Source organism: Vibrio thalassae, from assembly GCF_900089835.1.
GTDB lineage: Bacteria > Pseudomonadota > Gammaproteobacteria > Enterobacterales > Vibrionaceae > Vibrio > Vibrio thalassae.
The window spans coordinates 1-22078 of record NZ_OANU01000040.1 but is presented as its reverse complement, the minus strand read 5'-3'; the positions used below and the strand labels follow the sequence as shown (position 1 = coordinate 22078).

17 protein-coding genes and 4 pseudogenes are annotated in these 22078 nt (G+C 44.3%); 6 read left to right on the top strand and 15 right to left on the bottom strand.

Annotated features, from left to right (window positions below; translation table 11 throughout):
- Positions 1 to 135 (top strand): annotated as a pseudogene (locus VTH8203_RS12885) (IS110 family transposase); the annotation flags it as partial.
- Between the two features lie 421 nt (positions 136 to 556).
- Here the strand turns inward: VTH8203_RS12885 and tnpA are convergent.
- The 4 genes and pseudogenes from tnpA to VTH8203_RS12865 all read right to left on the bottom strand — a co-directional run bounded on the left by tnpA (position 557) and on the right by VTH8203_RS12865 (position 3699).
- Positions 557 to 799, bottom strand: a complete 243-nt coding sequence (gene tnpA, locus VTH8203_RS12880; RefSeq protein ID WP_096994038.1) for an IS66 family insertion sequence element accessory protein TnpA — start codon at positions 797 to 799, stop codon at positions 557 to 559.
- Between the two features lie 218 nt (positions 800 to 1017).
- Positions 1018 to 2616: a hypothetical protein gene (locus VTH8203_RS12870; RefSeq protein ID WP_096994036.1), complete on the bottom strand. Its 1599-nt coding sequence runs from the start codon at positions 2614 to 2616 to the stop codon at positions 1018 to 1020.
- A 660-nt stretch (positions 2617 to 3276) separates the two neighbouring features.
- Positions 3277 to 3459 (bottom strand): annotated as a pseudogene (locus tag VTH8203_RS25060) (IS66 family transposase); the annotation flags it as partial.
- Positions 3460 to 3537: 78 nt separating this feature from the next.
- Positions 3538 to 3699 carry a replication initiation protein gene (locus VTH8203_RS12865; RefSeq protein WP_442478233.1) on the bottom strand — a complete coding sequence of 54 codons (162 nt, stop codon included), beginning with the start codon at positions 3697 to 3699 and terminating at the stop codon, positions 3538 to 3540.
- 65 nt (positions 3700 to 3764) lie between these two features.
- Between VTH8203_RS12865 and VTH8203_RS12860 the strand changes: the two are divergent.
- Positions 3765 to 4793: pseudogene (locus VTH8203_RS12860) on the top strand (ISAs1 family transposase); the annotation flags it as partial.
- A 128-nt stretch (positions 4794 to 4921) separates the two neighbouring features.
- Here the strand turns inward: VTH8203_RS12860 and VTH8203_RS25695 are convergent.
- Both VTH8203_RS25695 and VTH8203_RS12850 read right to left on the bottom strand, forming a co-directional pair.
- Positions 4922 to 5006, bottom strand: a pseudogene (locus VTH8203_RS25695) (DUF2301 domain-containing membrane protein); the annotation flags it as partial.
- A 2-nt stretch (positions 5007 to 5008) separates the two neighbouring features.
- Positions 5009 to 5944, bottom strand: a complete 936-nt coding sequence (locus VTH8203_RS12850) for a 2-dehydropantoate 2-reductase (protein ID WP_096994035.1) — start codon at positions 5942 to 5944, stop codon at positions 5009 to 5011.
- Between the two features lie 101 nt (positions 5945 to 6045).
- Between VTH8203_RS12850 and VTH8203_RS12845 the strand changes: the two genes are divergently transcribed.
- Positions 6046 to 6516, top strand: a complete 471-nt coding sequence (locus tag VTH8203_RS12845; RefSeq protein ID WP_096994034.1) for a DMT family transporter — start codon at positions 6046 to 6048, stop codon at positions 6514 to 6516.
- Positions 6517 to 6553: 37 nt separating this feature from the next.
- Here the strand turns inward: VTH8203_RS12845 and VTH8203_RS12840 are convergent, their stop codons facing one another.
- The 6 genes from VTH8203_RS12840 to VTH8203_RS12815 all read right to left on the bottom strand — a co-directional run bounded on the left by VTH8203_RS12840 (position 6554) and on the right by VTH8203_RS12815 (position 14241).
- Positions 6554 to 6916, bottom strand: coding sequence for a YgiW/YdeI family stress tolerance OB fold protein (locus tag VTH8203_RS12840; protein ID WP_096994033.1), 363 nt, complete (start codon positions 6914 to 6916; stop codon positions 6554 to 6556).
- Between the two features lie 197 nt (positions 6917 to 7113).
- Positions 7114 to 8448 carry a guanine deaminase gene (gene guaD, locus VTH8203_RS12835; protein ID WP_096994032.1) on the bottom strand — a complete coding sequence of 445 codons (1335 nt, stop codon included), beginning with the start codon at positions 8446 to 8448 and terminating at the stop codon, positions 7114 to 7116.
- Positions 8449 to 8513: 65 nt separating this feature from the next.
- Positions 8514 to 9338, bottom strand: coding sequence for a xanthine dehydrogenase accessory protein XdhC (gene xdhC, locus VTH8203_RS12830; RefSeq protein WP_096994031.1), 825 nt, complete (start codon positions 9336 to 9338; stop codon positions 8514 to 8516).
- A gap of 14 nt (positions 9339 to 9352) precedes the next feature.
- Complete coding sequence (gene xdhB / locus VTH8203_RS12825; RefSeq protein ID WP_096994030.1) at positions 9353 to 11743, bottom strand: xanthine dehydrogenase molybdopterin binding subunit; 2391 nt, start codon at positions 11741 to 11743, stop codon at positions 9353 to 9355.
- On the bottom strand, positions 11736 to 13124 hold the full coding sequence (xdhA, locus tag VTH8203_RS12820; RefSeq protein ID WP_244181210.1) for a xanthine dehydrogenase small subunit: 1389 nt from the start codon (positions 13122 to 13124) through the stop codon (positions 11736 to 11738). The genes xdhB and xdhA overlap by 8 nt, the downstream gene beginning before the upstream one ends.
- A gap of 379 nt (positions 13125 to 13503) precedes the next feature.
- The gene (locus VTH8203_RS12815; RefSeq protein WP_096994028.1) at positions 13504 to 14241 is read right to left on the bottom strand and encodes a GntR family transcriptional regulator; all 738 of its coding nucleotides are present in this window, start codon (positions 14239 to 14241) and stop codon (positions 13504 to 13506) included.
- Positions 14242 to 14545: 304 nt separating this feature from the next.
- On the opposite strand from VTH8203_RS12815, the gene VTH8203_RS12810 reads away from it, so the two are divergent.
- Positions 14546 to 15334: a TerC family protein gene (locus tag VTH8203_RS12810; protein ID WP_096994027.1), complete on the top strand. Its 789-nt coding sequence runs from the start codon at positions 14546 to 14548 to the stop codon at positions 15332 to 15334.
- Positions 15335 to 15736: 402 nt separating this feature from the next.
- On the opposite strand, the gene VTH8203_RS12805 is transcribed toward VTH8203_RS12810, so the two are convergent.
- The 3 genes from VTH8203_RS12805 to VTH8203_RS12795 form a co-directional block, all read right to left on the bottom strand.
- Entirely contained in the window at positions 15737 to 16282 is a 546-nt protein-coding gene (locus VTH8203_RS12805; protein WP_096994026.1) for a hypothetical protein, read from the bottom strand.
- A gap of 309 nt (positions 16283 to 16591) precedes the next feature.
- The gene (locus VTH8203_RS12800; protein ID WP_096994025.1) at positions 16592 to 17089 is read right to left on the bottom strand and encodes a response regulator; all 498 of its coding nucleotides are present in this window, start codon (positions 17087 to 17089) and stop codon (positions 16592 to 16594) included.
- An 11-nt stretch (positions 17090 to 17100) separates the two neighbouring features.
- Complete coding sequence (locus VTH8203_RS12795; RefSeq protein WP_096994024.1) at positions 17101 to 19053, bottom strand: ATP-binding protein; 1953 nt, start codon at positions 19051 to 19053, stop codon at positions 17101 to 17103.
- A gap of 147 nt (positions 19054 to 19200) precedes the next feature.
- Between VTH8203_RS12795 and VTH8203_RS12790 the strand changes: the two genes are divergently transcribed.
- Positions 19201 to 20478 carry a DUF945 family protein gene (locus VTH8203_RS12790; protein ID WP_096994023.1) on the top strand — a complete coding sequence of 426 codons (1278 nt, stop codon included), beginning with the start codon at positions 19201 to 19203 and terminating at the stop codon, positions 20476 to 20478.
- A 131-nt stretch (positions 20479 to 20609) separates the two neighbouring features.
- Positions 20610 to 21704: a 3-phosphoserine/phosphohydroxythreonine transaminase gene (gene serC / locus VTH8203_RS12785; protein WP_167385820.1), complete on the top strand. Its 1095-nt coding sequence runs from the start codon at positions 20610 to 20612 to the stop codon at positions 21702 to 21704.
- The last annotated feature ends 374 nt before the right edge of the window (positions 21705 to 22078 follow it).

Here is a 22078-nt window from a genome sequence, read left to right as displayed (position 1 = left end):
TATTTTGGTAAGTGGTTAATAGAGCTAAAACATCGAAAGCCTTTCAATGTTGCATTGGTGGCTTTAGCTAACAAGCTAGCGAGGATAGCTTGGTCAGTTATGGCAACGAAAAAGCCTTTTGAAATAAGAACATAAATCAAGTTTGCATATGAAAATGAAAGATGACAAAACGGTTAGACCACCAGATTGAAGACCTTGTGGACAGAACAGCAACTTAGAATGCTTTCTCATTTTTGAGGACAATCTGGCGCGGATCTCATCGTAGAGCTGGGGCTAAAGTAAATTGGTCTCAATTAGACTCTGAATACATTAGCGCAAACCAACTCCGTTATTTTGGAATTTTCACTTGCAAAACGGGGCGTACCATACATTTTGTCCAAGTTCCATTTCGATGAGTGCGCTCAACCCATTGTGTGACTTTCGAAAGTCAATAGGGTCACGGTAAAGATAAACCGCAGGCAGATGCTGAGCAGGTCTTAACGTTGGTTGCATTAGGTTAGCTTCTCCAGCAGTTTGAGTGCGACATGGGCATTCATTTCGTCAACCCCATCAATCACTAGACCACTAGACCACTAGGCAAGGTTACTGAAAGGCTTGAGGTGGTGTGCTGCATTTCTACTTGAGCGATAGTGAATTGAGAAGAGACGGTGTTCGTGTTGGACGCCTCCAATACTTTACGTTTCCAGTCACTAAACTGACTTTGGTCAATTTGGTGAGAGCGGCAATATTGGGCTTGAGTGAGTTTAGTTTGTTGCCATGCATCGATATGCTGCTGCCACTGTTGGTAAGAAATAGACATAATTGAACCTTGTATGAGTAATGACTGCTGTCATTATCAGGGTTCAAATTAAGTCGCGAAATAATGCGGAGTTATTGGCGCTTACGTTCTCTTCATCAATACGCCGAGTAACTGGCGCTTACAATCAACTGATTGAAGTCACGACCAAAAAAAAAGCCCATCGTGTTAATGAGCTTTCTATGAGTGTCACACTTATTAATTTTGGAGCTTAGATGGGTCTAGTTCGATGGGTATATCTCCAAGGATTGTGCTCGATTCCTAAACTCACCAAGTTCACTATAATCATGCGATGGCAAAAATGTTCTGTTTTTATCACCATTCCAGAGTACAGCTTTTACATTTTTACCGACCTCCATTGACTTTATACTATTGTTCTCGACGAGACCTGCAAAATTAACGTGAAAATAAAAACCATTAGTCATGCAATGCTCAAAAGGTTGCCCGTCAAAATTTTCCTTGGTCCATAATCGAACACACGTTGGCTCTAATGCATTGTCAAATGGGTATATCTCCAAGGATTGTGCTCGATTGCTAAACTCACCAAGTTTGCTATAAACAAGCGATGGCAAAAATGTTCTGTTTTTATCACCATTCCAGAGAACAGCTTTTACATCTTTACCGACCTCTAATGATTCTATATTGTTGTTCTCGGGGGTACCAGAAAAAGAAGCAAAACCATAATATTGTTCATCCATGCAATGGTCAAAATGGCGCCCCTGAATATTTTGTTTAGTCCATAATCGAACACACGTTGGCTTAACATTTTTTGGAAACACTTCTAACGACGAGATTCGATTGTTAGTGCCTTGGTTAAAAGAGTTCACATCCGAATCTTGTGTCCAAGTCCAACCACTCCTACTATCATGATAATGTGTTACTTTTACGTTTTTACCAACCCTCAAGGACGTGAATGTATTGTCTGCATCTGACAGGGCAAGATCAAAGTACTGTCCATTCCCATCATCATCTAGGCAGTAACTATGTTTTTTGCCCTTTTTATTAGGTTCTGAATAGAAGGTCACACAGTTGTCGTCATCTTCATAGAAATCGTAATCAGCGGAACTACCGTCGCCCTCAATGGGGTAACAGGGGTCATTATCATCCGAACAGTAAGTTCCAGTTACCGCGTCATGTGTCCAGTAGTCATATTTCCATTCGACTGTCTCTGACCACCCGTAATTCCACAAATCAACAAACTGTGTGCCGTACGCGTCACGATATTGACTTTCAATGCTGAGATAAGTTGTGAAATGTTGTTCATGATCCTGCATAAAACTCCAATGCTCAGTTGTATGGACTAAATCAAAGTTAGCAGAACCACAAAGTGGGTCTACATTATCATGATACAGGCTTAATACTAAGATGTCGTAAAGTGTTAGTTCACCATTACTGTCATAATGTTTTACCTGAAAAACTGCCTTACAAGTTGACAATTCAGAGACTCCGAAAAAGTGGTACGGAAGCTGATCATAAACCGCCCTTGTGTGAAGACGGTAATTCCTATCTTTGTTTGATTCCTGATAACCATATCCAGTTATGCCACCATCATTATCAGGGCTTTTTACCTTGAAGACGAGAAGTTGACCTATGCTCTTATTGTAACCAGACAACCACTCGCCCTTAACTTCGCCGTAGCGATTTATTTCTCTACCCCAACCAAAACCGCTACCGATTTGATCGCCGAGCTCTGGCAGTATCTCATCAGGGCTTTTAAAAATGTGCTTTCTGGATTTTGTTACCTCGTAATCGTTAGCAAAAGCTAAACTTGCCAACAAGGCCAAAGGTAATAATAATAACTTAGTCAATAGTTTTATCATCACTAATTTCCTCTCTCCATAGAAGTTTTACTATAAGGGTTATGTATTCATTAAGTGCTATGGGATCCCCACGAATTTCATCATAAGTCTTCAAAGTGTCTAGTCAGTTGTGAACTCACAAACCCCACGCACCAAAACATAAAAGTTATCAATGATGCTGTTAGTATCACTGATATCGTTTTGAACTATTTGAGTTAGCGTACTCCGCTCCTAAATCCAACTTGCCATCTCTAAACGCTTCTTCTATCTGCATGCGCTGCGTGTATAGCTTGACGACTTTAATAGCGCTGACTTTCTCATGCTTGGCTGTCAGCTGATCTTTCTAACTCTGTAATCAGCTTTGTAAGTTATACATGAATCGTGATTAAAACATCGAGAAAAGGGTCAACGTACAGGCTAGCCACGATTTGTGAGAACATAATAATTAAAAAAAGAATCTTAAATGTTGAGCATACGGGTTGTTTTAATTTTGTTCAGATGTAAACTACGCGCTATTGATGCCTTTGTCAATACACAGTCCTGACGGAACCCCCACGAAATATTGGTTTGAACTGAGTAAGGGGTCGACTTTTGGGCAACTATGTGATCAAATCATTGGAAAAAATGGAAAGCGTTCACCGAGGAATCTTGACTTACCTTGCCTGAAGAAGCCTGTGCAGTTTATAGATCAAAAACATTCGGGTACGGTTTCTTCTCAACGACTGACGTGATGATTTCACTCAGAACTGACATTGCTGATAGGCCGCGCTTTTTGCAAGTTTCGATGAGTGTGTGGATACGACTACAGAATTTATCGCCTGCATCTGAGGTCGTACCGAAGCTAATTTTCCTTTGGATTACAGTAAGCGCCAGTTACTCGGCGTATTGATAAGGAGAACCAAAGCCGTTAGGCCTTGGTTAGATTCCAAGGTAGAAGCGCCTCTATGTCTTCCAACGTCTCTGCGTATGGTAGCTTACTGAGAATGTCCAAAATTCATTTTGCCAATGGGGGTGCAGTGGATTTTTCGTCAGTAGTCCTGCAAATCCACGATCCGCTTTCAGACGCTCAATCATCGCGGATTCAATCGCAGCTGCGTAGCGAATAGGCTCTGGCTTTCGGCCAGAGCCGCTTCTTAATACCTATGTACACTATCTTCTCGTAAGCTCACACAGTTTGTGGCGTTTTGTCGGGGCATGACGGTTGGGATGGCATCATTGATTTTGGCAATGCTCGCTTAGATTTCCTTAAACGATATGGTCACTTTGAAGCTGGTATTCCCTCTGCGGATACGCTGGCTCGTGTGATGGGTATGATTAATCCTGCAGCGTTGCAAAGAAGCTTTATTGCCTGGATGAAGGACTGCCATACACTGACGGATGGTGAAGTTATTGCCATCGACGGCAAAACATTACGTGGCTCTTATGACCGCTCGAAAGGCAAAGGAACGATCCATATGGTGAACGCTTTTGCTACTGCAAATGGAATGAGTATTGGTCAGCAGAAGGTTGATAGTAAAAGTAATGAAATTACCGCGATCCCCAAGCTACTTGAGCTGCTAGACGTAAAAGGTTGTTTAGTTACTCTTGATGCTATGGGATGCCAAAAGAAAATAGCGCAAAAAATCCTCGATAAAGAAGCGGATTATTTGTTGGCAGTGAAAGGCAATCAGGGAATGTTAGAACAAGCCTTTGATGATTATTTTCGTATGGATATGCTTCAAAATTTCGATGGCAGCTCTTACAGCACACAAGAAAAAAGTCACGGACGAATGGAAACGAGAGTAGCTCTAGTGAACCGCGATTTGTCGGTTTTAGGTGATATTGAGCATGAATGGCCCGAGTTAAAAACGATGGGTATCGTGGCTTCGATTCGCCAAGAATCGGCTGTAGCAACAGAGCAAGATGTGAGTATTCGATACTACATATGCTCTAAAGAATTAGAAGCTCAAACGTTACTTGAAGCGACACGTTCTCACTGGGGTGTAGAGGTGATGCACTGGTCTCTTGATACTGCATTTTGTGAGGACAATTCTCGTATAAGAGCGGAGGATCGGGCAGAGGCTTTTGCAAGGATCAGACAGATGTGTTTGAACCTATTAAAGAGCGAAACCACCTTTAAAGGCGGTATTAAACGCAAGCGCATGAACTGCGCAATGGACGAAAACTACCTAAGTAAGGTTCTTGTAAGCCTTACGTGACGGTGATGTTCATGCGGTTTCCGTGGATGTAAGCAACATCCAGAATATCCATTGATCAAACGGAGATGTCACACTAGCGAGTGTGATACCTTCGCAGCTTAATGCGGCTGCCAGCAAACAGCCGATGGAAAATAGTGATATACCCAACCGATAAAGGCAGACACTGAGCTTGTCCAGTACATCTAAGTCTTCTTGAAATTCAGGATTCGCCATCACTACTTCACGCTTTTTATCTGGTTATTGATAAAACAGAGCTGTTCATAAAGCGCCTGAGTTTTGGGCATCGCGACACCTTGAGCTTTCGCTAAGTCAATGGCGTTTTTATACATGTATTGAATCTCTAGCTCTCGATGGTTGCGCCTGTCGAGTAACATGCTTGTAAGGTAAGGTTTCATCTTAGCCGTGTTTAATAACATGGTTTCAATTAGGGTATCTGTAATATCAGTATTAGTAGTTCGAGCGGCTTGCTGAACTTCTATCATGATTTCTTTGGAGAGGTTAACCAGCTCCTCGCAGCTCATCATTTCAGCGGTGTCGGCGTTGAGTACGGTCGATAAGCCGTTAAAAGGGACATTCCACAACAGCTTTTTCCATCTTGCGTCAATGATGTGTTGGTCAACGTCGACTTCTACACCACTTTGGGTCAGATCAGTGGCAAAGTCTTCTAGTGCTGCAATGCCAGCATCGCCGTAAATACCAATCGTGATACGGCCGTAATCGATATGGTCGATATGTCCAGGGCCTAGTTTGTTTGAGCAGATAAAACACAAGCCACCTCCGACAAAAGGAAGATGAAATTGTTCGGCTACTTCTTGCTCCGCGCCAATGCCATTTTGAAGTAACATAACAAGGGTGTTGGTTTTTAATAAAGGGCGAAGCAGCGACTCAAGAAGGTGATTTTGAGTGGTTTTGAGCGCCACAAGAACAACGTCGGCTTTGGGCATGTCAGACGTGGAATGATAGGCCTTTAAGTCTGGTGCCGAGATTGAGTAATCACCATAGTGGGAATTGACGTTTAAGCCATTGGCAATGACATGCTGATAATCGCTATTGAACAGAAAGTGTACATCATTTCCGCCATGGTGGAGTCTTGCACCGTAATAACCGCCAATCGCGCCAGTGCCAATAACTGCGAATACTTTTTTGCTCATGTCATATCCCTAAATCAATGTTGTTATCGTACTAATGTACATGAATTTTATTATGAATGAAGTGCTACGCTTGTAAGAGTTTGGTTTGATGGGAGAGGCGTGTGGCTAATCTAACAAATGTCGTACTGGTCATACTCAGTATCCTTGTCGGTATCGGCCTAGTGTCTCAGGCTGGCGTCAATGCTCAACTAAAACTCGGTATGAGCTCCTCGTTACAAGCCGCGTTTGTGTCATTTATTGTGGGTACGGTGGTGTTAGGGGTGCTTGTGGTGATTGAGGGTAAGCCTTGGTTTCCACAAGGTTCTCTTGCGTCTTTGCCGTGGTGGGCATGGCTTGGCGGATGCTTGGGCGCGTTTAATATCGCAATGTCGATCTATTTAGCGCCACAACTTGGCGCGTTAGCGTTGGCGATTTCTATTGTCTGTGGGCAAGTGGTCGCGTCGATTTTCTATGATCAATACGGGTTGTTGGGATATCCGACCATTGAAATGACGCCGCAGCGCATCGGTGGAGCGCTTTTGATCGTATTGGGTGTTCTGTTGGTGACTTACCAACCAAACAAAAGCGGCTGATGGTCAGCCGCTTTATGGAGTTTAGATGAGTTGGCAATTAGCCTGCGATTACGACACGTTTTACATCAACCGTTGCATCTTCCAGCATATCTTTGTCTACACTACCAGTAATGGTTACACGGTCATTTGGTGTAACGTCAACACCGCGCCAATCTTCATGATCGATTTCAATCACAATGGTGTTAGCGCCGTCAGTAAATTGGTATTTCTCATCTCCCAAAGAGTGAGTGATGTTACCTGTAATTTGAACAGGAGTATCATCTTTAGCATTTAGTGCTTGAGCAACCGTAGTCTGTGCGTTTTTGATAGGACCTTTAAAGCCGCCTTGCTCAGGCATAGATTTTGCCGCTGCAAAACCAGAAGTCAGGATAAGTGCTGTAGTGATGATTACTTTTTTCATAAAAACCTCAAAGTAGGCGTTGTGTTCATTTGATGGTGCTACTATGCCTGAGTCAATCTTAACGATGTTTGAAGTAAATATTCAGAATTCGTTCATCTAACAAAAAAATGCGTTTTTTTTAAATTATTTCTCGAAATCGCGTTTTTAGATAAAACAAAAGGCCCTTTTGGGGCCTTGGGGTAGGTTGAGAGGTTTTGCTAGCTAACTAAGCGTTTATGCTGCTCGCCTTGAGTATCATAAGCTTTGTTGCCAAAGATATAGGTTTCACAGACCGTTCTATCGTCACCAAGACTCATCAATACAAACAGTTTTTCTTCTAATGTGGTGGCTTGCTTCATTCTAAAACGCATCAACTGAGTCGCGTGCAAATCTAACACCACGAAATCGGCTTCTTTGCCAACGGCCAAGTTGCCAATCTTGTCCTCTAAATGAAGAGACTTAGCGCCGCCAAGTGTGGCTAAGTAGAGCGATTTCAATGGGTGCAGCTTTTCTTGCTGAAGCTGCATGATTTTATACGCTTCACTCATTGTTTGTAGAATCGAGAAGCTGGTTCCCGCACCCACGTCGGTGCCCATACCAACACGCACGCCATGCTCCTCAAGCTTGTTCAGCTTAAATAGACCTGAACCAAGGAACAAGTTGGAAGTAGGGCAGAAAGCGATCGCCGATTCTGTATCCGCTAACCTTTGGCATTCACAATCTGATAAGTGAATACCATGAGCGAACACCGAGCGCTTGTGTAGCAGTCCGTAATGGTCGTAGACATCAAGATAGCTTTCACGTTCTGGAAAGAGATCAAGTACCCATTCAATCTCTTTCTTGTTTTCCGATAAATGCGTATGCATGTAAACGTCTGGGTATTCTTCAAGTAGCTTGCCTACGGTTGCAAGTTGCTCAGGCGTACTGGTCGGTGCAAATCGAGGAGTGACGGCGTAAAGCAATCGGCCGCGATTATGCCATTTTTCGATGAGCGCTTTAGACGCTTGGTATCCTGATTCTGGCGTGTCGGTTAGATAGTCTGGAGCATTACGGTCCATCAGTACTTTACCGGCGATCATACGAAGATTGCGCTTTTCTGCTTCTTCAAAGAATACATCGACCGATTCTTTGTGCACGGTACCAAAGACCAGTGCTGTCGTGGTGCCGTTACTCGCCAGTTCATCCAAAAACAGTTTTGCGACTTTGTGTGCGTAAACTGGGTTTTTAAATCGTCTTTCTTCTGGGAAAGTGTAGTTCTCCAGCCAATCCAGCAGCTGTTCACCATAGGAGGCGATCATGCCTGTTTGCGGATAGTGGATATGAGTATCAATAAAGCCCGACGTAATCAGCTTATCTTTATAGGTGGTGACTTGTAATGGCTTTGGATGTCTTGCTAGGACGTCGCTGGCTGAGCCGATATCGATGATATGACCGTGTTCAACCACAATCATGCCGTCTTCGAAAAACTCATACGAGTTCTCTAGCCCGACATCTTTCGGGTCTGCAATGCTGTGTAAAATACTGGCTCTGTAGGCCTTACGCTGTAATGTCATGGTACTTCCTTTTAGCCAACTCCTCACAAATTGGCCGTCATATTCTGAGTCCTTTAAGTAAGCATTTAACTTACTTCATGTAGTGTTTGCGACGGATCCGGTCGTTTTTGCTCTACTGGATTGCCTTGATAGAGTGAGATCAGTTCCCCTGCCACAGATACAGCGATTTCTGCAGGGTGTTTTCCGGTAATTGCGCCTATGCCGATAGGGCAGGTCATGGTGTTGATCTGCTCTTGTGTATAGCCGCGTTGCGATAACCTAAAGTCGAATTTTTTTCGTTTCGTCAACGAGCCAATCATCCCGAAGTAAGCACTGTCATTACGATCAATGATGGCTTTTGACAGTTCGAAGTCGAGCTGATGATTATGAGTCATGACCAAATAGTAGCTATTTGGCGGCATGTGTTTGATTTCACCCACAGGATCATCAGACACCAATTTCTTCACTCCATCTGGGAGCACGTCTGGAAATTCTGCCTCTCGTTCATCTATCCAGGTCACTCTAAATGGTAATGTCGACACTATGTGCAGTAGTGCTTTTGCGACATGACCAGCGCCAAATAACACTAAGTGTTTCTGCGCGGTTCCAATAGGTTCGAAGCTTAACGTCGCCATTCCGCCGCAACATTGACCAAGGCGCGCTCCAAGATTAAAGCGTTCTACCTTAAGTGCGCTCTCTCCTGAAAGTAGCATCTCTCGTGCCATTTTTGATGCGACATGTTCGAGATGACCACCGCCAATAGTGGCAATGATCTTGTCTCGTGTTACCAGCATCTTCGTGCCCGCGTCACGCGGCACAGAGCCTCGGTCTTCCAAAACGGTCACCATGACACAAGGCTCGTGGTTTTCTTCAAGCTTCGCGAGTTCATGAATCCAATTGTCCTTAAACATAGTGACCTCTCCTGTTAGTTTGCTTCCGTTGTTGTCGTGGTTGTGTTTTTCTGTCCTTGTGTGACGGCTTGTACCGCCATTAATACCCGTTCAGGTGTCGCGGGTGTGTCGAGTTTTGGAATTGCGCCGTCCACAGCAACATATGAGATTGCGTCTTTAAGCGCACTCCATACAGACATACCCAGCATGAACGGTGGTTCACCAACGGCTTTTGAATTGAACACAGTATCTTCTGGGTTGCTGCGGTTTTCCAAAAGATGAGTTCTAAAGTCGATAGGCATATCTGCAATGGCTGGAATTTTGTAGCTTGCAGGTCCGTTGGTCATTAAGCGGCCCTGTTCATTCCAAACCAGCTCTTCGGTTGTTAGCCAGCCCACACCTTGTACAAATCCGCCTTCAACCTGACCAATATCGATCGCAGGGTTAAGTGATGCACCGACATCGTGCAAGATGTCGACGCGCAGGATTTTGTACTCACCTGTCAGCGTATCAATGATCACTTCTGAACACGATGCACCGTAAGCGAAGTAGTAGAATGGGCGACCACGCGCTTTCTCATGGTCATAATAGATTTTTGGCGTGCGGTAAAAGCCGGTGCTCGACAGTGAAATTTGGTTCATCCATGCCAGCTGAGCAAAGTCCGCGAACGTCATAATATCTTCACGAATCTGTACCATACCATTCTTAAAAATCACTTCCTCTGGTGTGACTTTAAAGTGTGACGATGCAAATTCTATGAGGCGCTGTTTGATGGTTATTGCAGCGTTTTGCGCGGCTTTACCGTTGAGGTCGGCGCCCGATGAGGCCGCCGTGGGTGAGGTGTTCGGCACCTTGTCGGTGTTAGTTGCAGTGATTTGGATACGGTCGACATCTACTTGAAACTCCTCTGCTACGATTTGAGCCACCTTGATATTCAAGCCTTGGCCCATTTCAGTACCACCGTGATTCAAATGAATACTTCCATCGGTGTATATGTGAATCAGTGCTCCGGCTTGGTTTAGGAAAGTCGCGGTAAACGAGATCCCAAACTTCACTGGAGTAATGGATAAGCCTTTTTTCAAAATAGGGCTATTGCGGTTGAACTCAGCAATCTCTTTACGTCGCGCGTGGTAGTCACTGCTCTGTTCGAGTTGCTCAGTAATTTCTGGTAAGAAGTTGTCTTCTACGGTTTGATAATAGTGGGTGACATTGCGGCCTTCTTCGCTGTAGTAATTGGCTTTGCGCACTTCGAGCGGATCTTTTTTCAAGTAACGAGCAATCTCATCCATGATGTGTTCGATAGTCATCATGCCTTGTGGACCACCAAACCCTCGGTATGCGGTATTCGATGCCGTATTGGTTTTACAGCGATGGCCTGTTACGGTCGCATCGCCTAAGTAGTAGGCGTTGTCCGAGTGGAACATGGCGCGGTCGACAATAGAGCTCGATAGGTCAGGGGAGTAACCACAGTTACCAGCGACAATGATCTCAGCCCCTTCAATCACACCATCATCGTTAAAGCCGATCTTGTATTGGTTGTAGAACGGGTGACGCTTACCCGTCATGGTCATATCTTCATTACGCAGCAAGCGCATTTTGGTTGGACGACCTGTTAGGTGTGCGATAACCGCTGCCATACAGGCAGGTCCTGCAGCTTGGGTCTCTTTACCACCAAAGCCACCACCCATGCGGCGCATGTCGATAACGACTTTGTGCATGGCAACGCCGAGCACTTCCGACACTAATTTTTGAACCTCAGTTGGGTTTTGTGTTGAGGTATAGACAATCATGCCACCATCTTCGGTTGGCATAACGCTACTGACTTGAGTTTCCAGATAGAAGTGTTCTTGTCCGCCGATCTCAAGCTCGCCTTCAATGATGTGTTTGGCTTTTGCGAGCGCTTTTTGCGAGTCACCACGCTTTTGCTGGTGGCTTTCAGTCACAAAGTGCTCTTTGGCAAGGGCTTCTTTGACATCAAGGATAGCGGGCAGTGCTTCATACTCGACGATGGCGGCATGAGCGGCTTTACGGGCCGTTTCTAGATCGTTGGCAGCGACTGCGATAATTGGCTGACCGTAATATTCAACCACGCCATCGGCCAGTAGAGGGTCGCCTGGGAGAATCGCACCGATATCTAATTGGCCGGGCACATCTTTGGACGTAATCGCGATGGCGACACCATCGAATTCATAACAAGGCGATACGTCTAATTTGGTGATTTTCGCGTGCGCTTGAGTGCTTAAAAGAGCATAGACATGCAGCTGATTTGGAAATTCAAGACGATCGTCAATATAGACTGCTTCGCCCGTTACTTGTTTAGGTGCACTGTCGTGCTTAACGCTTTTACCCACGCCAGTTTTCAAATCTTGTTTGACAATGGCAACCATCTCTTCGTGAGTCAGTTGCTGATGATTCACGTTAGACATAAGACGTTACCCTCGTTTCGATCAGATTGCTGGTGTTGTTGGTTTCAATGTAATAGCGCTTAAGCATATTAGCCGCTGAAATAGTGCGGTACTCTTGGCTTGCTCGGAAATCAGATAGTGGTTCAAAGTCGTTTTTCACCGCTTCCATGGCGGTGGCGATAGTCTCTTCATTCCATGCTTGACCGATAAGCGCTTGTTCGCAAAGTGTGGCGCGCTTTGGTGTCGCTGCCATACCGCCAAACGCAACTCGTGCGTCTGTTACGACGTTATCTTCTACAGTAATGGCGAAAGCGCCGCATACTGCTGAAATGTCATCATCTAAACGTTTTGACAATTTATACGCTCGGAAGCTGTCGTTACTTGGTTTTGGAATGATGATCTTTTCGATGAACTCGCTCTCTTGCTGAGCAGTCACTTTGTAGCTAATGAAATAGTCTTCTACTGGAATTACACGGGTTTCATCACCACAGCGAAGCTGAATACTGGCATCCAGTGCGATCAGTAACGGCGGGGTGTCACCGATAGGGGAAGCATTGGCAATGTTGCCGCCAATCGTGCCTTGGTTACGCACTTGCAGTGAGGCGAAGCGATGTAGCAGTTCTCCAAAATCCGGGTAGTGCTTGGTCAGCAGTTGGTACGCGTCGGAAATAGGCAGATTGGCGCCAATTTCTAATGTTTGCTCCGTCTCTTCGCACACTTTCATTTCTTCCACCAGATTCACGCTGATTAGCGTTTCGATTTCACGATGGAACTGAGTCACTTCAAGCACTAAATCGGTGCCGCCAGCGACCAATTTAGCTTGAGGGTGTGCTTTGTAAAGCTTAGCCAATTCGTCGATGGTTTTTGGCGAGAAAGCGGTTAGGTGACCAAGACGCAAGTTGGCACCTTCATCTTGAATACTCTCAAGCTTCTGAATGGTTGCACGCTCTAATTCAGAGAATTGGTCGACAATACGTTCTTCTGAGCAAAGAGATAACGCCGAGTCGACGATAGGGCGATAACCCGTACAGCGGCATAGGTTACCTGCCAGTGATTCCATAACATCGGGTTTGCTTGCGTTAGGTTTGTTTTTAGTCAATGCAAACATCGACATAATAAAACCAGGTGTGCAGTAACCACATTGTGAGCCGTGAAACTCGACGATGGCTTCCTGAACTGGATGCAGTGACTTGCCTTTGACTTGCAGGTCTTCCACCGTAATGAGCTGTTTTCCGTGCAGAGCAGAAATAAACGTTAGACACGAGTTGACGCTGCGGTACTTCAGTTGCCCATCAACGAGCTCACCTAATACGACAGTGCATGCCCCACAATCACCAGAACCACAACCTTCCTTTGTTCCAGTTTTCTTTACATGAGTGCGCAGATAGTTCAGCACTGTCATGTTGGGGGAGACATTTACTTCCTGCTTGATTTCTTGATTGAGTAGAAAAGTAATCAAGAGACCTCCTTGTTCCGTGATAGTTCGTTTTTATATTTTTCTGACCTTTGGGTCAATAATTGGATAATTTGACCGAGTGGTCAACTAAAATTTTACAAAATAGCAACAAAACTAAGGCTTTTGCTCAGTGACAGAGGACGGGCTTGTCATTAAATATATGATTTTATTGGATAAAGCTGCGTTGAAGTCATTGAGTTCGTGTAACAAAAAATCAGTCATGATTATTTCGTTGTTTTAAACGATAAGTTGCGGAAATCTCGAGGAAACAGGTGGGATCAAAAAAGCCAACCGTCGTTGGTTGGCTTAGAGAGTGGTGTTAAGTTCAGCTAGCTTTGTTTTTCAGCACGTCTGAAAAGACGACATGAAGATCGTTGGAGGCGTTGTTCCCATCAAGATTTAACTTAGAACGAATATGCTCTAAATGCTCTTTCATTAGTTCAAGCGCGACATCCTTATCTCCATTCTCAATCGCATCAAGCAGCAAGGTGTGCTCATCTTGAGAGCAATTGGAGTGGTTGCCGGTTTCATACATGGCAATAAGCAGTGACGATTGCGAAACAATACTGCGTTGGAAGGCGAGTAAAGGGGCGTTATCTGCCATTTCAGCCAGCTTGATATGAAACTCTCCAGATAAACGCAGACCACTGCCGTAATCGTTTTTAGCAAAGGCGGCGTTTTCCTCTTCAACCAGTTTACGGCACTCAGCAATTTGTGCTTTTGTTGCGCTCACTACCGCAAGTTCAGTAATGGCAAGTTCGAGCACTTCTCTTGCTTTGAAAATCTGTTGTGCTTCATTAACCGATGGTGCAGAAACAATAGCGCCACGATTCGGTCGAATATCAACCACTTTTTCGAGTGATAGTCGAAGCAGAGCACGACGAATAATAGTGCGACTGACGCCAAATATTTCCGCTAAGGCTTCTTCATTCAGTTTCGTGGCGGGAGGAAGGCGTTGTTCTAATATGGCATCAAAAATATGACAATAAACGACGTCATCTTGCGTTTGACCAGCAACTTTAGTCTTTACGCTTTTACTTACAGAGTTTTTCAGGCTTCCCATCTGATTACAGCACTCTCACGATTTAAGTCCCTAATAAAACAATAATACTTCAGTTTGTATACAAGTGGCTATACAAAGATGGATTTGTGACGAACTAAGCAATATTGGTGCGTACTTTATGCCTAGGCGGGTCTATAACGACGTATGAAGTGAGACATATTTGGTTACATTCTGCTGTATTGCTCGGTCATGAAATTGGTGATTTACTTGCGGTTCCTAAGTAACAGAGGTATTTACCCTAAATGGACGACCCCTTTAGTCGACTTTACAATTCTATTGGTTCCACTTTCTTGGAGCCACAATCATGTTAGAACTTTTCTTACAGCCTGAAGCATGGGCTATTTTCGCGACACTATTTGCTTTAGAGATCGTACTCGGTGTGGACAACGTCGTGTTTATTTCTGTGCTTTGTGAGCGCCTTCCACTGTATCAACGCAAACTGGCTCGAAACCTAGGTATTGGCATGGCCGTGATGGCTCGTATTGTCTTGGTGTTTTCGATCTCTTGGGTCATGTCGCTGACGCAACCTCTATTTGAGATTGCTACATTCGCTTTCACCGGACGAGATGTCATTATGATCTTGGGTGGTGCGTTCTTGTTAGCTAAGAGCTTAAAAGAGCTTTGGAGCTGGTTGACCCATGATGAAACTGCACACACAATCCGTGTGAGCGCGGGATTAGCGGTCGTGTTGTTACAAATTGTTGCGGTAGACGCGGTGTTCTCTATGGACTCCGTCATTACGGCGGTTGGTTTAACAAGTGAAGTTCCAATCATGGTTGCTGCGATATTGGCATCGGCGGTGGTTATGGTATTGACGGCAGAGAAAATCAATAATCTGGTTACCCAATACCCTGGCTTCAAGACATTGGCGTTATTATTCTTGGTGCTATTAGGTGGATTGTTGATGGTAGAGGGCTTCGCCATTCATATCAACAAAGGCTACGTGTACTTTGCGATGGCATTTGGTTTGATACTAGAACTGTGCCACATTCAATTGAAACGCACTCAGGTGAAAAGGTTGTCTACACCATCTGACCGAAAACCAATGGCTATCAGCAAAATTCGTCCGTTTAGAGGGGGTACAGCCGCCTAGGCGAAATTGATGACGTAAAGAGTGGTTAGAGTACGCTAAGTTTATTCTGACCATTAAGAAGGAGAGCGTAAGCTCTAATGCCGTTCACTTAAGGTGAGCGGCATTTTTTTAGGTACAGCTTTCGTTTTCATAGAGTAGCGATGTTGGTGATTTCGTCAGTACGACAAAATGGATAGATTCAATGCACAAAGACCCTATGAAAGTTGTCACTTGATTGGTTTTTTTGCCAGCGGATGAGATCGAGGGTGTGAGTACCGCGCATAAAAAAATCCGATAAACAGGGTTTATCGGATTTTTACACACAGGTAAGAACATTCTGTTTAGGTACAATGAAAGTCCTAACTTAGGCATTAGTGCATTTAGCACGCCCTTTTGTGTCTATTTACTCACAATGCAAATAGCTTAGAATGCAAAGCGAGCCGTAAACATCAATTGGTCGCCGTAGATATGGTTAATACGACCTTCTAGACCTAGTGAGAATAGCTCAGTGGCGTGGAAGCGACCATAGACGCTACCCATCCAGCGGTCAATTTCACCCACATTTAAATAACCAGCTTTACCACCAATTTCTAGTTGTGGACCTAACCATTGACGTACACCTAGGTTAACTTCCATACCGGTGTCTGTTTTGTGATGGTCGCCACTGTCGTGGATGTGTGCAAGCATTTCACCAGTAAAGTCTGCCCAGTTGTTGACAGGAGCGTGGAAACCGACACCACCAGAGAAGTCGTAGTCGCCTTCAAATCGAGAATCAATACTACCCACGATATGTGCATTAGGGTGGATTGATTTGCTAATCGCAGCGCCAAATGTCATTGGGCTTGCACCAATTCGAGCTTCAGCATAATCGTAGTTGAAGTTGCTCATTGTAGCTCGAGTTTCGTCTTGGTTTGCAAACGCCTGCTGAGACGTAATTACCATCAGAGCGGCTAATAGAGTTTTGCGCATAGTGTCTCTAAACCTTGTTGTTGAAATTTATTCCTTGCCCATAAAAAGCTCGCGCGTCGCATGAAGCTTATAGCGACAATCATTATTCGGATATGATAATCCAAATTGTTATTGATTCACCAACAAAAAGTGTCTTTAACGGGGTCAAATTCCCAAAAATTTACATTGTCATACAGTTTTCAATCAAAACGTCCGCTTAATGTAAGCAATTAGTAACAGAAAATCGACTAATGGCTCCAAAACAATTCCCTGACTACAGACGGTTATGAAGAAAGAGTTCACAGAAATGATAGTTGGTATTAAAGTCGTTTACTCACCAAAACTCATTCTATTATCCGCCATGGCTTTGAAAATCCGCTCGGTATCTAAAACTCGTCCCCATGGCGCAAGATTTTTTTCATTGTTAATCATATAGTCCGTGAGTTGCTGTTTAACGACGTCTCGCAACTGTTCGCCTTTCCACGGCTTGCAGATGTAAAAGTCAAGACAGGCATGATTGACCGCTTCAATGGTATCTTCGTGTCCAGCTTGTCCGGTTAGCAGTACTTTTCGGCAAGGTTTGCACGCTTCATCCTCGCTAAGCTCAATAAGGAAACTCACACCCGTTTGCTCAGGCATAATATGGTCACAAAGAATGAGCGCAAGCTTTGTGCCGTCCAACGCATGCTCGCGTATGACCTCTTTCGCTTCATCGACGGACTCAGCACCTTCGACAATAAAATGTTCTTCGTATTCATCGAGATCTTGAAGAACGCTATCTAGTACTTCTCGTTCATCATCGACACATAAGATTAGGTATTCACTCATAATAATACTCCCTATAATTTGTCATCGTTGCCGATAGGTATCAGTACGGACATATTGGTGTAAGAACCAACAGCTGAGTCGACTTCTATCCACCCTTTGTGCTGATTCAATATTTGTTGGCAAACCGACAACCCGATCCCCAGACCAAAATTGCCTTCTTTTTTCGTGGTGTAATTCAGTTCAAATATCGAGTCGATCTGTTCTTTAGCTATCCCTGCGCCATTATCGATAAACTGATAAATGTTATATAAAGCGCCATTGCGCGTGACACAATCCGTACGAATGGTAAGCTGACCTTTTTGCGGAAGGGCGTCTAGCGCATTAGAGATCAGGTTGGTCCAAACTTGTTGCAACGCAATTGGTTTGCAAAGAACCGGCTTTATATCGCCATACTCTTTGATCAATGTATGTCTTTTCAGGCGGTTTTCGAAAATCACCAGTGTATCTTCAATACCTTCATGCAGGTCTACGCACTCATAGGATTCACTGTCGGGTCTCGCGTATCCTTTTAAGCTTTTCACCATGTCAGCAATGCGTTGGGCGCAGACTTGAATAGAGCGCAAAGTTGACCCTGTGACCTGAAAGTTTTCCAGCTTATCGAGTTCAGTTGCCAGTTTCTCGGTGGATGTCATTGCCTGAGCAATGAGCTGCTGATTATCTTGTAAATTGAGGTTAACCAGTCGTTTGGCCAGTCGACGTTCCTTCAGAGTGAGTTGTAATTTTTTGGTTCGCGCTCTTATCTCCGAAGTCGAGAGCGGCGAAGAGTGGCGCGCTTGTTTGAGAACGTGTAATCCAAGCTCGAAGGTAGAGGGCTGATGATTCTGTTGGAGGATGGCATCGATTTTCTCAGAGACCGTCTCTGCTCCTCGTAGAATGGCAGACACGGGATTATTAAGCTCATGGGCAACGCCCGCGACCAATTGACCCAACATAGCCATTTTTTCTTGTTCGATTAATTGCTGATGAGCAGATTCTAGAGACTCAAGCGTCTTTTGAAGCTCCAACTTAGTATTGATACTGCGTTGTAACCGTCGGTTAAAATGGCGCAGTAGCAAGTTTGTAAAAAGAGGCAAAAGGTCGGTGTTGGAGTGCATGACTTGAGTAAAGACTTTTCTGTCTAGTTTGATTACCTGAGTACCGGTCAGTGTCATCGCCGTAGAAAAGGAACACTCGCCGGTGACAAACGACATGCCACCGACAATACCGCCTCGGCTATGACGAACGACTTCTCGTTGCTGACCCAACTCGTCTTTCTTGTACAGCGCGACTTGACCCTCGACAATGAACCACAAAAATTCGTTAGCTTGTCCTTCAATCGTCAATAAGTGTTCTGGGGAGTATTCTCTAACCGCGCGAGTTTCATCTTTTTCTGCAAAAAATCCTAACAGTGATTCGATCACTTGAGCTGCTAATTCTTTGTCTGACAGTTCATGAAAGTCGTGAATAAAGCTTGCGCGATAAGAGTGCATCTTCTGATCAATATGAGCACGCAGAATTTTTTGTTGGTCTAACACCTTGCCATAATGAAGGACATTATCTTTCTCATGAGTGATAACAAATTGAGTGAGTTCTTTGACAACGGTTTTATGAAGCTCTTTTTGTTCTAAGGGGAGGGTAAGACAGTGATCCAATCGGCCTTCATTGACGGCATTTAAAATAGCGTGAACGTCTTGATAGTTCGTTCGGCTGACGAGAACTTTCCTTGCAGACTGAGCATGAATGGTTTGCTCTAGTTGAATGAGAAATTCACCACCATCAAAAAGTCGGCTGTGTCTGGCGATCACCATTGCCAACTTCTGTCCTTGTGCACCGATATAACGCAGCAGTTCGTGGCCTTCGCTAATGGAGGTGACAAGATGAATATCGAAATGTGACTGATACAGGGATAACTCGGTATCCAGAGTATCCAAGTTAATCAGATCATTGTCTAAACAGAGTACGGCGTATTGATTTCGCTTTGTCATGAGCTTGCGCTATTCGATTCCCTCTACATTGATTTTAATATATCAATAAAAAGCATAGGGTTATGAGAACTAGGTATGAGATTGGAGATCCTACCGACTTGAGTTAGACTGAACGAAATATACTTCACAAAAAGTGTTAAAAATTCTATGAATCAATTAAAGAAATATGGCGCGATAGGTGGTGCGGTAGCGCTTGTTTTATGTTGGCCTTTGGCTGTTGGGCAGATCGGACAACAAGTTGTTGAAGATGGTGTAGAGCAACTAAACAATGAAGGTATCCGTGCTGAGGTGGCGAGTTACGATCGAAGTTATCTATCTTCTGTTGCCGAAACTCGTTATCAAGTTGAAGACCCTATCCTGAAAGAGCAACTAGAAGTGGATGGCTTGCCGACAGAGATTGTCGTAAAAAGTGAGATTAGCCACGGCTTATTTAGCTTAACCACCAACTCTCAAATTACCAATTTTCCAGACTTTCCGCTGACACTGAAAACAGTAACGCAGTTAAATGGTAATACTGAGTTTGAACTTGCGCTTGGCAGTTGGAGCTATCAGGACCAAGAACAAAAGGTCAGTATGTCAATTTCACCAGCTGTTGCAACAGGGACGGCTACGGTCTTAGGTCAATTGACGTTCAACGCTAACATCCCTTCTATTCAGCTGGATTTCGAGAATGGTGAGCAGCTTACCTTAACCGATTTATCCGCCAATGGTGTCGGCAAGAAAGAGCAGGGTTTTTGGCTTGGGGAACAGAACATGGCACTAAAGAACTTTAGTATTCTTGATGATACTCATTCGAGCCTGTTAAATATTGATGACCTTGGTTATACCTTTAAGTCGTCGTTTGATACAGAAGCTGACCGCATTGATACTCAACATGTATTCAGTATCAATAAGATGACGTATCCACAGGGTGGTGAGTTGAGTGATCTTAATGTCGACTTTGCGTTGACGGCGCTCGACCGCAAGGCGTTTGAGGGTTTGGTCGATATTTATCAATCTAACCCAACCATTGCTCAAGCGGATATTAATACCTTAGCGCCCCTCATTGAGACGCTGTTCTCGCGCGGTTTCAACATCGCAATGAACGACATGCACTTCAAGGTGGCCGAAGAGGAATTTAAATCTCATTGGTTGTTAGCGGTACCCGAAGGCACGGTCAATGTATCGCGTGACCCAAGTATCGTGTTACCTGCACTGACAGGCAATATGGATGCGTACATGTCACAAGGCATGGCGAACGTGAATCCAATGCTTGCTCAAGGGATTGACGAATTAGTGGTGATGGAAATGGTGACAGAGCAAGATGCCGGTTATCAAATGAAGGCCGATATCGAAGGCGGTCAGCTGGTATTCGCCAATGGTCAGAAAATTCCTCTGGTTGCGCTGTTTTTACCGTTATTAATGGGTCAATCTATGGGGCAATAATCGCTCTGAGAGTACAAATTATACTCGTGAATGGAAAAGAGGTCTGATGGCCTCTTTTCTTGCTTTTTATCTCCGTAAAAACGTGATATTACTGGCACTTCTTTATGTATTTAGTCAGGAGTATTAAGGTCATGGAGCCGATTTCACATAATGTATTCAATTTCAGTGCTGGTCCAGCAGGGTTACCAAGAGCTGTGCTACAGAAAGCGCAAGCGGAGTTGCTTGATTGGAATGATTTGGGTACGTCGGTTATGGAAATTAGCCATCGAAGCAAACCATTCATTAAGGTAGCGGATGAGGCTGAACAAGATTTACGAGACCTGCTAAATATTCCTTCCAATTACAAAGTTCTTTTCTGTCAGGGCGGAGCTAGAGCTCAGTTTTCAGCGGTTCCTCTTAACTTGTTAGGGACCAAAACCAAAGCAACGTATATTGATGCAGGATACTGGGCTGAAAGTGCTATTGAAGAAGCAGAGAAATATTGCACGCCAGTTGTGCATAAAGCAAAAATAGACGTCGATGGTAAAGTCGCGGTTCAACCTGCAAGTGAATGGGTTATTGACGCGGACTCAGCTTACGTGCACTTTTGTCCCAACGAAACCATTGATGGTATAGAAATCAACGAATTGCCACAGACTGATTTACCGATTGTCGCGGATATGTCTTCAACCATTCTCTCTCGTCAAATCGATGTATCGAAATACGGTGTTATTTACGCTGGCGCGCAAAAAAATATCGGTCCAGCGGGAATTTGTATCGCAATCGTGCGCGATGATCTGCTTGATCTTGCGAGTGATGTCTTACCAACATTCTTAAACTATAAAGTGCTGGCAGAAAAAGACTCGATGTATAATACACCACCAACGTTTGCGTGGTATTTGTCTGGTTTAGTATTTAAGTGGTTGAAAGAACAAGGTGGGGTTGCTGCGATTGAGAAAATTAATCGTGATAAAGCCGCCATTCTATACAACTACATTGATGCGTCTGATTTCTATCACAACAATATCCACATGAATAATCGCTCACTGATGAACGTACCATTTCAGTTATCCAAGCCAGAGTTAGATGCTAAGTTTTTAGAACTGGCGGATGAACGTGGTTTGCGTGCACTAAAAGGACACCGAGCGGTTGGTGGGATGCGCGCTTCAGTTTACAATGCAATGCCAGTAGAAGGTGTACAAGCCTTGGTAGACTTCATGAAAGAGTTTGAAACGCAATACGCGTAAACGCAATCTACTCAGTTAAGCCGTGCTAGGATGCACGGCTTTTTTATGTCGCACAAGTTTTAGTTCTATTAGTATTCTCTATGGTGACCATAAATAACCTAATAAACAGGAGTTCGTAATTATGCACTGATTCACATCTTCATGTCTGATAACTCGTTTATGCTCGTGCGACCTGAAGTCGTATGAAGCGTTGTTCACCACGACAAGAGTGAACCATCTGTATCACCAGATGACCCTAGGATCCTGAATAAAGTAGCGGATCTGACAATGTAACGAAACTTGGCCGTTAGGCTGAGTGGGAACAAAATCGTGAGAGGATGTTCCTCCTGAAAACCACAATTCGGGTAAGTGCTAGGGAGTCAATATGATGAACG

What these genes read in the sequence shown, in the direction of transcription:
- VTH8203_RS12850 (WP_096994035.1), bottom strand. Translation starts at nt 5,944, where the DNA reads ATGAGCAAAAAAGTATTCGCAGTTATTGGCACTGGCGCGATTGGCGGT.
- VTH8203_RS12805 (WP_096994026.1), bottom strand. Translation starts at nt 16,282, where the DNA reads ATGCGCAAAACTCTATTAGCCGCTCTGATGGTAATTACGTCTCAGCAG.
- VTH8203_RS12800 (WP_096994025.1), bottom strand. Translation starts at nt 17,089, where the DNA reads ATGAGTGAATACCTAATCTTATGTGTCGATGATGAACGAGAAGTACTA.
- xdhB (WP_096994030.1), bottom strand. Translation starts at nt 11,743, where the DNA reads ATGTCTAACGTGAATCATCAGCAACTGACTCACGAAGAGATGGTTGCC.
- tnpA (WP_096994038.1), bottom strand. Translation starts at nt 799, where the DNA reads ATGTCTATTTCTTACCAACAGTGGCAGCAGCATATCGATGCATGGCAA.
- xdhC (WP_096994031.1), bottom strand. Translation starts at nt 9,338, where the DNA reads ATGTTTAAGGACAATTGGATTCATGAACTCGCGAAGCTTGAAGAAAAC.
- VTH8203_RS12810 (WP_096994027.1), top strand. Translation starts at nt 14,546, where the DNA reads ATGTTAGAACTTTTCTTACAGCCTGAAGCATGGGCTATTTTCGCGACA.
- guaD (WP_096994032.1), bottom strand. Translation starts at nt 8,448, where the DNA reads ATGACATTACAGCGTAAGGCCTACAGAGCCAGTATTTTACACAGCATT.
- VTH8203_RS12790 (WP_096994023.1), top strand. Translation starts at nt 19,201, where the DNA reads ATGAATCAATTAAAGAAATATGGCGCGATAGGTGGTGCGGTAGCGCTT.
- serC (WP_167385820.1), top strand. Translation starts at nt 20,610, where the DNA reads ATGGAGCCGATTTCACATAATGTATTCAATTTCAGTGCTGGTCCAGCA.
- VTH8203_RS12840 (WP_096994033.1), bottom strand. Translation starts at nt 6,916, where the DNA reads ATGAAAAAAGTAATCATCACTACAGCACTTATCCTGACTTCTGGTTTT.
- VTH8203_RS12815 (WP_096994028.1), bottom strand. Translation starts at nt 14,241, where the DNA reads ATGGGAAGCCTGAAAAACTCTGTAAGTAAAAGCGTAAAGACTAAAGTT.
- VTH8203_RS12795 (WP_096994024.1), bottom strand. Translation starts at nt 19,053, where the DNA reads ATGACAAAGCGAAATCAATACGCCGTACTCTGTTTAGACAATGATCTG.
- VTH8203_RS12870 (WP_096994036.1), bottom strand. Translation starts at nt 2,616, where the DNA reads ATGATAAAACTATTGACTAAGTTATTATTATTACCTTTGGCCTTGTTG.
- xdhA (WP_244181210.1), bottom strand. Translation starts at nt 13,124, where the DNA reads ATGACAGTGCTGAACTATCTGCGCACTCATGTAAAGAAAACTGGAACA.